The following is a 14,617-nucleotide window of genomic DNA, read 5'->3' as shown; positions in this document are numbered from 1 at the left end:
TAAAAGCTATGGCAGGGATAATATATGAGCTAATTGACGTTTTGGAAGAACAGAAAGAATGTTATGAAGGCTTAAACACATTAGCTACCTATACAGAAACTGCTGTTGTAAATAAGAATCTAGAATTCTTAGATGAAGTCGTTAAGACAGAAGAACAGTTTGTTGGTAGACTAGGGGTATTAGATAAAAAGAGAGAAAGTTTAATGAAGGATATCGCTATTGTAACGGGAATGGACTATAAAGATGTTACAGTAACGCGTATTATTGATAAATTAGGAAATGAAAGTGAAGTTGGGAAAAAACTAGCTGTATTAAGGGGAGAGATTAGAGAATTATTAAGTAATTTAAAAAATCAAAGTGAACTTAATAAGGCCTTACTTAATCAATCGTTAGAATTAGTAGACTTCACAATTAATGCGATCGGTAGCACCAAAGGATTTAGTCATGTCGGAAACTATAATAGACCGGGCGAAGACATGAGCATGGAAAGACAACAAAGTATTTTTGATAAAAAGCAGTAGAGGTGAGTGCATATGTCATCAATTTCAAGTATAACAAAAGCTGTATCAGGTCTAGCAGCCGCTCAAAAGGGGCTTCAAGTTACAGGACATAACTTGTCTAATGTGAACACTGAAGGCTATACAAGACAACAGCTTCTTCAATCAGAATCAGATTATTTAGTGATAGGGAATCGTGGAAGTCGATATTTACAAGTAGGGTTAGGCGTAACCCAAGATGAGATTAGACAAATTAGGAATGAATTAGCGGATAAAAGGTTAAGAACAGAGAACTCAGTTTTAACTTATTATCAGACTCAAAATTCTACTATTGCCGAAATAGAAGCCATTTTAGATGAGCCTTATGGTGAAGGTGTCACAAAATTGCTTAATAACTTTTGGTCACAAACACAAAAGCTCAATACAACGCCAAATGGTGTAGAAGAGAGACAAAGTTTTATTTCTGCAGCTAATGTACTTATTAAAAAGATTAATGATATTTCAGATTCGCTAGATAAGTTCCAGGCTAATACAAATAAAGAAGTTATTAGTTCTGTTAATAGAATCAATCAGATTATTGAGGGAATAAAAGAATATAATGATATTATTAGTAGAGCAGAAGTAAATGGTGATAATGCTAATGATTACAGAGACCAAAGAAATAATCTTTTAGATGAGCTTTCTGAATATGGTAAAGTTACTTATCATGAAGAGGTGGGAAGCAAGGTAGTTGTGAAGTTTGAGAATCACCTTGTTGTGGATGGGCCTTTCACAGCTACTATGAAGCTAGAAGAAGCAGATACAAAGAGTGTTTTTGTTAAGCCAGTATGGTCTGATACCAATAGTGATGTCTACCGCTTTGATGAGACAGTTACATCAGTAAAAGGCAATGATACAGGAAAATTAAAAGCATTACTTATTTCTAGAGGGAATAACTACGTAACTGAAGATACCAAGTGGGAAGATATTGCTTTTAATGATAATTTTAGTGTAGATGAACCAGGTAATAGCTTTATTATTCCTAAAATTCAAAAGATGTTAAGTGATTTTACAGGGGTATTAGTTGAAACAGTAAATAGTTGCTTTGATGGGACTGGAATCGGTAGTCATGAAGGAAAAGCAGGCGTTCCTGTTTTTGTACCTATTATATCTACCCAGGAATATGAAGCAGCTAAGAAGAATCTAGAGACAGTTCTAAATGATCCGACATCTACAGAGGATCAGAAGGAAGCAGCACAGCAGGCATATGAAAAAGCAGCTAATAAAGCTATGACAACTGGAAATATTCAAGTAAATCCAGAACTTCTAGCTAATGGTGGTTATAATAAATTAGGAACAGTAAGTACTGAAGGTGCTTCTAATAATGTAGGTGATAGTAGTAAAGTAACAGAGTTTCTGAGCGAGTGGGGTAAAACAAGAGAATGGTATAGTGATAGAAGTGAGAAAGGTGCACCTAATTATAAGAAGGTAAGCATCATAAGTTTTTATTCAGAATTTGTTACGGATATAGGAACGGATGGTAGTAATTATAGTGCAGTAGCTAAGTCTAGGCAAACGAGCATTCTTAACATCCAGAATGAAAGACAAGCCATGGGTGGTGTTTCTCAGGATGAAGAATTCGCTAATATGCTTAAATACCAATATGCATACAATGCATCAGCTCGTATGATTACTATGCTAGATGGTATGCTAGACACGATTATTAATAAAATGTAGAGGAGGATGGCAATGGCTTTTTTTGAATTTAATGTAGCATTAAGTGGATTGTTTGCAGCGCAAAGAGGGCTCCATGTGACCTCTAATAATATTACCAATGCCTCTACAGATGGTTATTCAAGGCAGATACTTGGACAAAGAGCAGATACGCCTTTAAGTGGTTTTGGAGTAGGAATGACTGGAACAGGGGTTATGACAACTAACGTTACTAGGGTGAGAGATTCTTACTTAGACCTTAAATTGTGGACGCAAAATCCCAAATTAGGAGAATACAATATTAAAGTAACACAAAATTCTCTTATTGAAGGTGCTTTTGGAGAACCAAGTGATGCTGGTTTTACAAAGGTATTTAATGATTTGTTTAACTCCTTTGATGAAGTAAGTAAAGATCCTACTTCAGGTGCAGCTAAGGTATCTGTTAGAGAGAATCTTATTAGCTTTGGGAAGTATTATTCTAATATATCTACAGCACTTACAGGTTATCAACAAAATCTTAACTATGAAATTAAGGCAACTGTGGACGAAATTAATATTTTAGGTACTCGTATTCAGAACCTTAACAGTCAGATTTTCCAAGCTGAGATTTATGGTGATGATGCCAATAGTTTTAGAGATGAGAGAGATGTTTGTATTGATAGATTATCAGAACTTATTAACGTAGAAGCCAAAGAAGAAGAGAAAGTAGTAGAGGGTAAAGTACTTAAAACCTTTTCTGTAAAAATAGCAGGACAAACCTTTGTGGACCACTTGAATCTGAATACGCTAGGTGTAGAAGTAAGAGGGGAAAAGGAACAGAAAATAGATGATATCGTTAATACATTATCCGGCTTGTATGAGAAGTTAAATAACGGTGGTTTAACAGTCGACGAAATAACTAAAATAAATGAACAAATTAAGTTAGAGCAAAAAAAGTTAACAGACTTAACACCGGAATGTACTATAGATGCGAATGGAAGTATTACATATAATAGCCCGCTTGAAGGCAAGATTGATGTTTTAAAAGTAAATCCGGACTTTTCTACTGAGATTAAGACTGCTGGAGATGGCAAGTTTAATGTAGAAGATGTAGATGGTCTCTACAATGTTATTTGGCAAAACGGGCTATCCTTTGATATGGGAAATGCTAATTTATCAGGAGAATTAAAAGGGCTTATTGACCTGAGGGATGGCTGTGGAACAGCAGAATCCTCAGAGGTTACTTATAATGGGATACCTTATTATATAAGCCGCTTAAATGGCTATGTTAGACAGTTTGCCCAAACTATGAATGATGAATATAGCAAAGATAAAGATGGTACGATTATGATTGCTGGAGGATTAACCTATGGCGGCAAGGAAGTTGCTTACATAGAAAGAGATGAATCTGGAAAGATAGTTAAATGCTATGATGAAGATAAGAACGAAATAGCAGGTTTATCAGCAGGCGAACTAGAAGAAATAGGAAACAAATATACTACCAAATATAAATTGTTTTCTTATTCCACAGGTAGTAGTACAGGGATGCCTGCTACTGGAGAGGATCTAGTAGGAAATAACTACAGTAAAATGACAGCGACTAATATTACGATATCTAAAGAAATATATGAAAATGCAAGTAATATGAGATCAACATATGGTGCTGATGAAGAGTCAGGTAGCGACTTGTTTAGAGCTTTATCTAATCAAAAGGATAACTCTAAAATGTTTAAAGAAGGAGACCCAAAAGACTATATGGCCTCTATCTTTAGTGAACTAGGTATTAATGCTCAAGAAGCCCTTATGTATCAAAGTACACAAGAGTCTGTAACGGGTATTATTAAAAATCAGCGTTTATCTGTATCTCAAGTGGACTTAACAGAAGAATTTACAAGCCTTATTAAATACCAACAAGCCTATCAAGCTTCGGCTAAAATTATGAATACAATAGATGGTATTTATGAAACGACTATTTTTAAATTAGGAAACTTCTAGGAGGGATACATATGCGCGTTACTAATGGGATGATTAGAAATAATACCTTGAATAATTTATATAAAAATATCTCAGCAGTTAATCAAAGTTTTGCACAAATGAGTACAGGTAAAAAAATACAAACGGTGTCTGATGACCCTATTATTGCAGGTAGAGCTATTAAACTGAAAGTCAATGTCCTTGAGACCCAACAATATCAAAAGAATGCTAAAGAAGCAAGGTCATGGATGGAAGTAACAGAAACATCTATGGATAACATGAATAAAATTCTAGAATCTATTAGAACCAAATGCGTACAGGCTTCAACAGGCACTTTAGAAGAAAAAGATAAAGCTGTTATTAAAACAGATATTATGCAGCTTTGGGAACAATTACAAGAGGAAGCTAATGTTACTTATGGCGGGCGCTATGTATATAGTGGCTATAAAACGAGTGAACCTCTAATGCTTAATAAAGATTTAACTTTAGAGGAAGACCTTTTGGTAGAGAAGGAATATACAGTTTCATCGGGTACAACAATAGCAGCAGGCTCAATTTTAGCAAAAGGGTCTACAGTAAGCAAAGCTGATAGAGCCACCCTTGGTATTACAGATGCTATGTTAGATGCAGATGGAAAATTAGGCGCAGATTTTACTGTACCAACTGGCGGAACTACCTTAAAGGGAGAATTGACCTTAAGCGAAAATTCTAAATTAGCATCAGGGTCAACAGTAACAGCTGGCAACATAAATCCTAAAGTGTATAATCAAATTTCAGGGCAAGAAATGAGATATGAAGTAGGAACAGGTAATACAATTACAGTAAATACTTTGGGAATGGATGATACCTTTAATAACTTGCTTCAAATGATGGAAGAAATTGTTACTACAGTAGATAGTTCTTTGGAAGCGGGAAGTACTATTACAAGTGATGACTTACATAATTTATTTAATGATAAAATAGGAGAAATAGATGAGGTGTTGGCTGATATTTCTACTAAGACTGCAGATTTAGGAAGTAGAATGGCCAGGTTAGATTATGTTGATAGCAGGCTTACAGATAATAATGCGGATTATAAGGAGTTACTTTCTAATACAGAAGATATAGATGTAGAAGAAGTTTATGTGGAATTTAATTCACGTTATGCAACTTATACAGCAGCTCTTCAAGCGACTTCAAAAGTTATTATGAATACTTTAGCGGATTACCTATAAAATAAAGAAAAGAACTGTCTATAGCAAAAAATGCATTAGCAAAAAGGCAGTTCTTTTTTGTACAATGAAGTAAAATGAATATATGAATATTTTAGAATGGAAAGAAGGAACAAAGATGAAGATTGAGACACATATGTTTGGAGTTATAGAAATAAAAGATGATAAGGTAATTACGTTTAATGAGGGGTTACCTGGGTTTGAAGAACTTAAAAAGTTTGGAATTATTGAGGATGAAGAAAATGGCCCCTTAAAACACTTACAGTCTTTAGAGGATGGTAATATTTGCTTTGTTATTGTGGATCCATACTTTTTTAAAAAAGACTATGCACCTATTATTAATGAAAGCTATTTTGAGAAGCTAGGTGGAGGAGAAGATAGTGATTTTGCTATTTATAGTACTGTATGTTTAAAAACGCCGTTGGAAGAAAGTACATTAAATTTAGCAGGGCCACTTTTAATTCATGTAGATAATAAATTGGGGATACAGGTTATAGCAGAAGAGAAAATGTATAGAACTAAACACAAGCTAATAGATCTTATAAATGAAAGGGGTTAAAGGATGCTAGCACTTACTAGAAAAAAAAATGAAGCCATTATTATAAGTGGTGGGATTGAGATTAAGGTATTAGACATACAAGGGGATAAGGTTAAGCTTGGCATTAAAGCACCTAAGAGCGTGGATGTATATAGAGAAGAAGTATATAAGCAAATTAAAGAAAATAATAAAGAAGCTGTACAAGATATAACAGTTAACTTGGATGAATTAAAGCAATTAATTAAAAAATAATTAAAAAATTATATAATAACTATAAAGTCAAAAGAAAATAGGACGATATATATACTGTAAAGGTCAAGATGATACGCTTGCACCTAAAATTTAAGGCATGGATGCCGCTCAATTCAAGGAGGAATAAATTATGATTATTAACCACAATATGAGTGCTATCAACTCACAAAGACAAATGTACAAAACATCAACAGCTCAAGCAAAAGCATCAGAAAAATTATCATCAGGTTTAAGAATTAACCGTGCAGGTGATGATGCAGCTGGACTTGCAATCTCTGAAAAAATGAGAGCTCAAGTAAGAGGTCTTAACCAAGCATCAAGAAATGCACAAGATGGTATTTCTCTTATCCAAACAGCAGAAGGTGCAATGGATGAACAACACTCAATGCTTCAACGTATGAGAGAATTAGCAGTTCAAGCATCAAATGAAACCTATACAGCAAGTGATCGTGCAAATGCTCAACTAGAAGTTACACAACTTGTTCAAGAAATTAGTGCAATTACTGATAAAACAGAATTCAACACTAATAAATTATTAGCTGCAGCTAGTAAATTCTCATTCCAAGTAGGTGCTAATAAAGCTCAAACTATTACAGTATCTATGAAGGCTATGACTGCAACAGCATTAAGCGTTAATAGTGCAAGTGTTTCAACAATTTCTAAAGCTCAATCAGCACTTGATTCAATCGACAAAGCTATTAACACAGTATCACAACAAAGAGCTGTATTTGGTGCAGTACAAAACAGACTTGAACATACTATCCAAAATGTAGATAACTCATCAGAAAATTTACAATCAGCTGAATCTCGTATCCATGATACAGATATGGCAAAAGAAATGATGGAATTTACAAGAACAAATGTACTTTCACAAGCAACACAAGCAATGCTTGCACAAGCAAATCAAAAACCAAACCAAGTACTTTCTTTATTACAATAATAAAATAGTAATGGTTTAAAATAAGAAATAGGCTAAGACGAAATCTTAGCCTATTTCTTATTTTTTACTATTAAAACAATAAGTATTATGGTCGATATAATATATAAGATGTTTATATGTGGTTAAAAATAGATGAGAAAGGAGCTAGGAAGATGCAAATTAATATGGATGTTAATAATAAAGGATATAGCAGTATGCAACCAGTTAATGTAATGAAAAGAGAGCAGGGGCAAATCAAGCTATCAGAAGAGTTGAAGGAATATCAAGACCAGAAATCAGGAGAATATCAACAAGGTGATTTACAAAAGGCTCAGTTAGATGAGAAGAGTATTATCAAGGCAATAGAAAAGGCAAACAAGAAAATTTTAGATAAAAGCAAGGAGTTTGAGTTCTCAGTTCACGAGCAAACTAAACAGATCATGGTGAAAGTAATAGACAGTCAGACACATAAAGTTATTAAGGAATTCCCACCAGAAAAAATTTTAGATATGGTAGCAAAGATGTGTGAAGAGGCAGGCATTTTTGTGGATGAAAAACGTTAGGAGGTATGTAATATGGGAACAAGTCCAATAAGATTTACAGGTTTAGCATCAGGCATGGATACAGAGAGTATTGTAAAAGCTATGATGACAAGCTATCAAGCGAAGGTCGATAAGCAAAAACAAAATCAAACTAGCTTAGAGTGGAAACGTGATGCATGGAAAGATATGAATAGCAAAGTTAATAGTTTTTATAGCAATTATATTTCAAAGCTAAAAATGAGTACTACTTTTGCAAAGAATAAAATAACAACTTCAGATAACAATGCAATTAAGGTTAATGAAAATAGTAGTATTCCAGCAGGTACTCATCAAGTATCAGTGAGCCAAATTGCAACTAGTGCTTATATGAAGAATGAAAAAATGACGGCTACTACTGTAACACCTTTGGCAGAGACGACAACTTTAAAGCATTTAGGTATAGACAAAGAGACTACTATTAAGTTACAAAAAGTAGTAGACGGCGCTGTAGTTGAAGGTGAAGATTATGCTGAATTTAAGTTGGGTCCTAATGATACTATCGCTACTTTAAAAGATAAACTCGCTGAGCAAGATTTAGAACTGAAAGTAACAGAAGGAAAGATAGAGATTACTTCTAATAAAAATACAGCTGATAATGAAGCTATTAAGTTAGTAGCCTCAGAAGGAAATACAAATTTCTTTTCTAAATTAGGTGTTGGAACTACTACTTTAAAAAAAGATCAAGTGGTTACAGGTAAAGATTTAAATACTTTTAGTAAGAGTATGACGCTAGGTAGACTTGGAATTACAAATACCAATATAAAGATAAATGAAAACAGTATTGAACTTACTGAGAATATGACTTTATCAGAATTGGAAAGTAAAATAAAAGAAGCAGACAGTAATTTAAGTGTTAATCTAGATTTAGGTGAAGGTGTTCAGCGTTTCTTTATTTCTAGTAAGAAAACAGGCGATGGTAATAATATAACCATAGAACAAGAAGATGGTGGAAGTGATATACTTAAGAAGTTAGGATTATACACAGATCCTGCAGAAGAAAGCTTAAAAGGGAAAAATGCAAAATATACATATAACGGAGTTGAATATACATCGTCAACTAATGACATCAGTGTTAATGGACTTAAAATGACTTTTATTGCTGAAACAACTTCACCTGTAAATATTACTGCTGTTAAAGATACAGAGTCATTAGTATCTTTTGTAAAGGAATTTGTAACAGAGTATAATAAGTTAATTGAAGAGATTAATACAGAAATCGAAACAAGACCATCTAAAACTTATAAACCTTTGACTGACGAGCAAAGAGAGGCTATGAGTGAAAGTGAAATAGAAAAATGGGAAAAAGAAGCAAAAAAAGGACTTTTTTACAGAGATGGTCAACTAACTCAAATTAGAGATAACTTAAGAAGTATGATTGGTAGTGGAGTGACAGGTACAGCTTATGGTACGTTAAGTGGTGTGGGTATTACTACAGGGCAATGGAATGAAAAAGGAAAGCTTTATTTTGACGAAGCTAAGTTTACAAAGGCTTTAGAGGATGATCCTGAATCTGTTATTAAACTTTTTACTGGCGCGGGAGATGAGAGTGCGGCAAAAACTGCTTATGAAAAAAAATATGGCGAAAACAGTTGGAGTAGTGTTTCAGAAACTGATAGACAGAGCTATTTAGCCAATACCAAAGGTATTTTCAATCGCTTATATGATAACCTGAATAAAATGGTAGGAACTTCCACAGTTAATAAAAGTTATGGTTCTTTTTATAATGATAAGCTTATTAAAAAGCAATTAGAAGATATGGAAAAGCGTATTGATGAATTACAAGACCGATATGATCAAAAAGAAACTGCACTATATAAAAAATTTACAGCAATGGAAAAAGCAATGAGTACTATGAACACACAAAGTAGTTGGCTTAGTGCACAATTAGGTAGTTATTAGGAGGAAATATGTTAGCAGCTAATTATCAAAAATATCAACAAAACAGTGTATTGACAGCATCTCCACAAGAGCTTACATTAATGCTTTATAATGGAGCGATTAAATCTTGTAATCAAGGGATAGAAGCAATAGAAGAAGGCAAAATTGAAAAGGCTCATCAATATATTACTAAAACACAGGACATTATATTAGAGTTGAAATGTACTTTAGATGATAAATACCCTATATCAAAAAACTTTGAAGAACTCTATGACTATATTATGATGCTATTAGTAGATGCCAATATAACTAAAAATGGAGAGAGGTTATTAGAGGCTAAAGCTTTTATTACTGACTTTAGAGACTTATGGAAAGAAGCAATGAAAGCTAGTAAGAGTAGCTAGAAAGGTATTTAAGTACAATGATAATAGAAGAAATTGTGCGAGAGGTAAAACAAGTGAGTGTTGGGGTTGAATTATGTAAAAATGGTTTAGATCATACTCTGTTTTTACAAAATCAACTCCATAAGCAATATGTTCTTAGTAAATATAACCCTAGGCAAAGTGCAAGAGATTTAATTATAGGGGCACAGTCAAGTAATAAACAAACACTATGGATTATAGTGGGTTTTATGTTAGGCTATGTTATAGATGAAATAGTTTCATTAGTTGGAAATGAGGCGAAAATAATAGTTATTGAGCCTTCGCAAGAAGCATTAGAGAAACAAATAGATAAAATTGATGTAAAAGAGTATAAACAATACATGAATCTACATTTTTTAAGCGGTGCAGATTTTGATACCATTATTTCTATGTATGAGCAATGTCTAGATGCTTCTAATTTTTACAATACTAATATGATTATTAGTGAAACATATCTTAAGTTTTATAGCAAATATATAACATATTTAGTAAAAAGATTAAAAGCAATATTAGAAAAAGAAGTTATTAATCATAACACAGCTAAAAGTATATTAGAGCCTATGATTAGAAACAATCTGTATAATAGAAAGGCTATCTTACAAAGCTATGACATAAGGCAACACTACAATAAGTATAAAGATATTCCTGCACTTATTGTATCAGCAGGTCCATCCCTTGAAAAAAATATCAAGTATATTAATAGATTTAAAGGACTTGTTTTTACAGGAGGACGTACGGTAGCACCTGTATTAAAGCAAGGTGGGAGGCCTGATTTCGTAGGTGTTATTGATTCAAGTGAGCTTATTTATGATACTTTTCAAGGCTATGCAGGATGTGATTTTACATTGATTTCCAGTGCTCACGGCTGTGCCAGAGTCATTAAAGAAAATACCGGAGCTAAGTATTTTGTGGAAAACAGTATGCAACTTACGACAGATTTACTAGGAGTTAACCTAGAGAGCTTACCTATTGCAGGAACAGTAGCAACACTTTGTTTATCTGCTGCAGTATACATGGGGTGTAATCCAATTGTATTTATTGGACAAGACTTGGCTTATACTAATATGCAAACCCATGCAAATTCAAGCCAAGTGTTTGAAAAAGAAAAGGGTATGATTACAGTAGAGAATACTAGACTTATTCCTGGATATAATCAGGAACAGGTACTAAGTAGTGCTGACTTAATTTCATTTTTAAATTGGATAGAAGGATTTATTCGATCTAATCCTGGCATTACCTATATTAATGCCACAGAAGGTGGGGCCAAAATTGAAGGAACTCAGCAACAAACGTTTGAAGAAGTAGTTAATACATATAAGTGTATAGAGAAGCCTAAAATTAAACATCAAATCCATATTGAGGCACCACACCAAGATATCAATGAACGAATTCAAGAACTGTTACAATATGTAAAAGAAATACAACAACTAGCGTGGCATGGAGTTAATCTTTCTAACAAATTGCTGGAAGAGATGTCTGATATCCGAAATCAATCTAAGGTAGATATTAGTACTATTCTAAATAAGTTAGATAGGGATGTTGATCAAAAAATCAAAAAATATTGTAGTAGGCCACTATTATGTGAGTTATTTAGCAATGCATATAACGATATTATGATAAGTAATACCTATCAAGGGAAGCTAGAGGAAACAGAGTTAGAGCAAAAGATACGGATTGCCACCTTAAATAGCATGATATATGAAGGGCTAGAAGAAAGTTGTAAGCGGCTAGTTGAAGTTATTAATAAGGCAATGGAGGAAGACTAAATGAAAGAAATGTTAGAAATACTATTATCGGCATATGAGTACATACCAAAACTTTATAAAGGTATACAGACTGTTGTTAGTCAGTATAGAGAAAGTAAAATTATTGAAGCCAATGAGATGATAGTAGCTATTACAGAAGGGCTTCAGTGGTTAACTGAAGCAATAGGTTTAACTAGAGATGCACAAAAAGAAGCTATTAATGTATTTGAAATTAATGATAGTATTGCAGAAATAATTGAGGCATTAGAAAATGAGGATACAGTACTTCTTGCAGATTTATTAGAGTACGAACTTTTAGAAAAGCTACAGGGTTGGTATGATAAAATAGGTATTTCCATAGAGGGTATGAACTTTCAAGATGCTGAGTAATAAGAGGAAAGAACTATGAAAGTAAATGTGAAAGAAGCTAGAAAAGGTGGTTATACTGCGAGTGTAACTTACTTTGATGAACTAAATCAAAAGGAAGCTACCATTTCTTTATGTAGCCGTATTGACCCCATACAAGAAGGAATAACTTGGGCGAAAAATATTTATAGAAAAGGTGAACGGGCTTTTATTGTATATGGTATAGGTATGGGATATCATATAAATGCACTTATGAACTTATTAGAACCTTATCAAAGGGTTGTAGTATTGGATGTTAACTTGGAAGTATGGGAAAAGATAAAAGCATATAGTGCCATACAAAAGCTAAAAGGTAACCAATATGAGATTCTAATAACAGAAGATTTACATCAAATAGAGCAGGTGCTTTTAGCAATTCAAGAAAAGCAAGCTTGCATATATATGTATCATCCATGTGTTAAATTGATTCCCCATAAGTTAAACCAATTCAAACACATACTAGACTTATATAAGGTTAGGCAATCTGGCAATCAAACTAGGACCCTAGTGGAAGAAAATTATAGATACAACAATGAGAATAGATATCCTAATATCAGTAGTTGGTATAATACTTTAAAAAATAAACCAGTTATTATTGTATCTGCAGGTCCTTCTCTAGATAAAAATATTGACTTATTAAAAGAAGTAAATGAGGAGATATTTATTCTAGCTACTGGAAGAACTTTAAAGCTTCTTATTGAAAAAGGAATAAGAGTGGATATGTTTTGCATTATTGATCCCACTGAAGAATTAATGTTTAAGCAAATAGAAGGGCTTGCAAATCTTCAGGTACCTATGGCATTTTTAAATACAGCTAATCATAAGGTGGTTGATGCTTATAGAGGACCTAAGTATATAGCTTATACTGAAGAATCACCGGAAAATCAGGAAGGTCGTATTGATTCTGGTGGTTCAGTAGCCACAGTGGCACTCGAACTTGCCATTAAGTTTGGGGCTAACCCTATTATATTTATAGGACAGGATTTAGCGTATACTAATTTAAAATCTCATTGTAATAATTCAATTAGTATGTCAACTATCGAAAATGGTAGTATTACTAAGAAAGTAAAAGATATACATGGAAAATATATTCCTACTACACTAGCTTTACTTAGTTTTAAGTGGTGGATTGAACAAAAGATAAGAAAAACACCAGGAATAAAGTTTATTAATGCAACAGAAGGTGGGGCTTATATTGAAGGCTGTGAGCATCAAACATTAGCATATGTATTACAACACTATATGAGCCGAAGAGAGTAAATAAAATAAAAGAAAAGGCTTATAGATAATAGCGGATTATTACTATAAGCTTTTTATTTGAATCAATATAAAAGTAAAGGAGTACAGAGTATGGATGAATTTATTCCTCTTTCAGTACCAAATATAAAAGGAAATGAGCAGAAATATGTATTAGAAGCATTGAGTCAAGAATGGGTATCTACAGCAGGTTCATATATTAATCGTCTAGAAGAAGAGATAGCAAGTTACTTAAAAGTAGAATCAGCAGTTGCTTGCCAGAGTGGAACAGCAGGTTTACATTTAGCCTTACAAGTTAGTGGTGTTGATACAGACAAGGAAGTTATAGTGCCTACACTAACGTTTATTGCTGCGGTCAATCCGGTAAAATATCTAGGTGCAACCCCGATTTTTATGGATTGTAATGAAACGTTAACCATAGACCCCTATAAATTAGAACAATTCTGTAAGGAAGAATGCGAATTGAGTAATGGAAAGTTAATTAATAAGCGCACTAAAAAGCACATATCGGCAATAGTAGTGGTTCATGTGTTTGGAAATACAGCTGATATGGAAAAAATCATGAAGATTGCTAAGAACTATCATTTGATTGTTATAGAGGATGCTACAGAAGCGCTAGGCAGCTATTACACAGAAGGTGTTTATAAAGGTAAATTCTTAGGGACAATTGGAGACTTTGGCGTATACTCCTTTAATGGTAATAAGATTATTACAACAGGGGGAGGTGGAATGATAGTTGCTAAGGATGCGCAAAAGCTTAAAGAGATTAAATATTTATCTACCCAAGCTAAGGATGATGAACTAAATTACATTCACAATCAAGTGGGGTATAATTATAGAATGACCAATCTTCAGGCAGCTGTAGGAGTGGGACAATTAGAACAGTTAGAGAATTTTATTGCTGTCAAAGAAAAAAATTATATGCTTTACAAAGATTTACTCAAGGAAATTGAGGGGGTAAGGTTGCTAGAGTTTGCTTCTAATATAAGACCGAATTATTGGTTTTATTCATTACAGTTAGATAAGAAACTTTCTATAAGTATAGATATGCTGATTCAGAATATGAGAGATTTCGGAATACAGACGAGACCTATATGGGGGCTTATTCATCAGCAAAGACCATATGCTAGTTGTCAAAACTTTAAGATAGAAAAGGCTGAGGAATATCATCAAAGTATTATCAATTTGCCGTGTAGTTCTAATTTGACAACAATTCAGGTACAAAAGGTGGTAGAAGCTCTTAAACATATACAAGTAGGGAGATAGG

The 14,617-nt window shown here is 33.3% G+C and carries 14 protein-coding genes; all 14 read left to right on the top strand.

Annotated features, from left to right (window positions below):
* Positions 1–8: 8 nt before the first annotated feature.
* The 14 genes from CLOLE_RS18060 (at position 9) to CLOLE_RS17995 (ending at position 14,616) form a co-directional block, all read left to right on the top strand.
* Complete coding sequence (locus tag CLOLE_RS18060; protein ID WP_013658556.1) at positions 9–521, top strand: flagellar protein FlgN; 513 nt, start codon at positions 9–11, stop codon at positions 519–521.
* Positions 522–533: 12 nt separating this feature from the next.
* The gene (flgK, locus tag CLOLE_RS18055; protein WP_013658555.1) at positions 534–2,213 is read left to right on the top strand and encodes a flagellar hook-associated protein FlgK; all 1,680 of its coding nucleotides are present in this window, start codon (positions 534–536) and stop codon (positions 2,211–2,213) included.
* Positions 2,214–2,225: 12 nt separating this feature from the next.
* A complete protein-coding gene (gene flgK, locus CLOLE_RS22105; protein ID WP_013658554.1) occupies positions 2,226–4,163 on the top strand; it encodes a flagellar hook-associated protein FlgK in 1,938 nt (645 codons plus the stop codon).
* Positions 4,164–4,174: 11 nt separating this feature from the next.
* Positions 4,175–5,356, top strand: a complete 1,182-nt coding sequence (gene flgL / locus CLOLE_RS22100) for a flagellar hook-associated protein FlgL (protein WP_013658553.1) — start codon at positions 4,175–4,177, stop codon at positions 5,354–5,356.
* Between the two features lie 82 nt (positions 5,357–5,438).
* Positions 5,439–5,912: a flagellar assembly protein FliW gene (gene fliW, locus CLOLE_RS18040; protein ID WP_083801312.1), complete on the top strand. Its 474-nt coding sequence runs from the start codon at positions 5,439–5,441 to the stop codon at positions 5,910–5,912.
* A 3-nt stretch (positions 5,913–5,915) separates the two neighbouring features.
* Positions 5,916–6,143: a carbon storage regulator CsrA gene (gene csrA / locus CLOLE_RS18035; RefSeq protein ID WP_013658551.1), complete on the top strand. Its 228-nt coding sequence runs from the start codon at positions 5,916–5,918 to the stop codon at positions 6,141–6,143.
* A gap of 130 nt (positions 6,144–6,273) precedes the next feature.
* The gene (locus CLOLE_RS18030; RefSeq protein ID WP_013658550.1) at positions 6,274–7,083 is read left to right on the top strand and encodes a flagellin N-terminal helical domain-containing protein; all 810 of its coding nucleotides are present in this window, start codon (positions 6,274–6,276) and stop codon (positions 7,081–7,083) included.
* A gap of 152 nt (positions 7,084–7,235) precedes the next feature.
* The gene (locus tag CLOLE_RS18025) at positions 7,236–7,625 is read left to right on the top strand and encodes a flagellar protein FlaG (protein WP_013658549.1); all 390 of its coding nucleotides are present in this window, start codon (positions 7,236–7,238) and stop codon (positions 7,623–7,625) included.
* Positions 7,626–7,637: 12 nt separating this feature from the next.
* A complete protein-coding gene (gene fliD, locus CLOLE_RS18020) occupies positions 7,638–9,542 on the top strand; it encodes a flagellar filament capping protein FliD (protein ID WP_013658548.1) in 1,905 nt (634 codons plus the stop codon).
* 8 nt (positions 9,543–9,550) lie between these two features.
* Entirely contained in the window at positions 9,551–9,925 is a 375-nt protein-coding gene (gene fliS, locus CLOLE_RS18015) for a flagellar export chaperone FliS (RefSeq protein WP_013658547.1), read from the top strand.
* Between the two features lie 17 nt (positions 9,926–9,942).
* Positions 9,943–11,709, top strand: a complete 1,767-nt coding sequence (locus CLOLE_RS18010) for a motility associated factor glycosyltransferase family protein (protein WP_013658546.1) — start codon at positions 9,943–9,945, stop codon at positions 11,707–11,709.
* Entirely contained in the window at positions 11,710–12,078 is a 369-nt protein-coding gene (locus CLOLE_RS18005; protein WP_013658545.1) for a hypothetical protein, read from the top strand.
* A 15-nt stretch (positions 12,079–12,093) separates the two neighbouring features.
* Positions 12,094–13,353, top strand: coding sequence for a motility associated factor glycosyltransferase family protein (locus CLOLE_RS18000; RefSeq protein ID WP_013658544.1), 1,260 nt, complete (start codon positions 12,094–12,096; stop codon positions 13,351–13,353).
* A gap of 90 nt (positions 13,354–13,443) precedes the next feature.
* Positions 13,444–14,616: a LegC family aminotransferase gene (locus CLOLE_RS17995; RefSeq protein ID WP_013658543.1), complete on the top strand. Its 1,173-nt coding sequence runs from the start codon at positions 13,444–13,446 to the stop codon at positions 14,614–14,616.
* Position 14,617: the final 1 nt, after the last annotated feature.

The sequence above is a fragment of the Cellulosilyticum lentocellum DSM 5427 genome (assembly GCF_000178835.2).
In the GTDB taxonomy this organism is placed as follows: Bacteria; Bacillota; Clostridia; order Lachnospirales; family Cellulosilyticaceae; genus Cellulosilyticum; species Cellulosilyticum lentocellum.
Note: the sequence above shows the minus strand (reverse complement) of the source record. Positions and strands in the feature narration are given on the sequence as shown.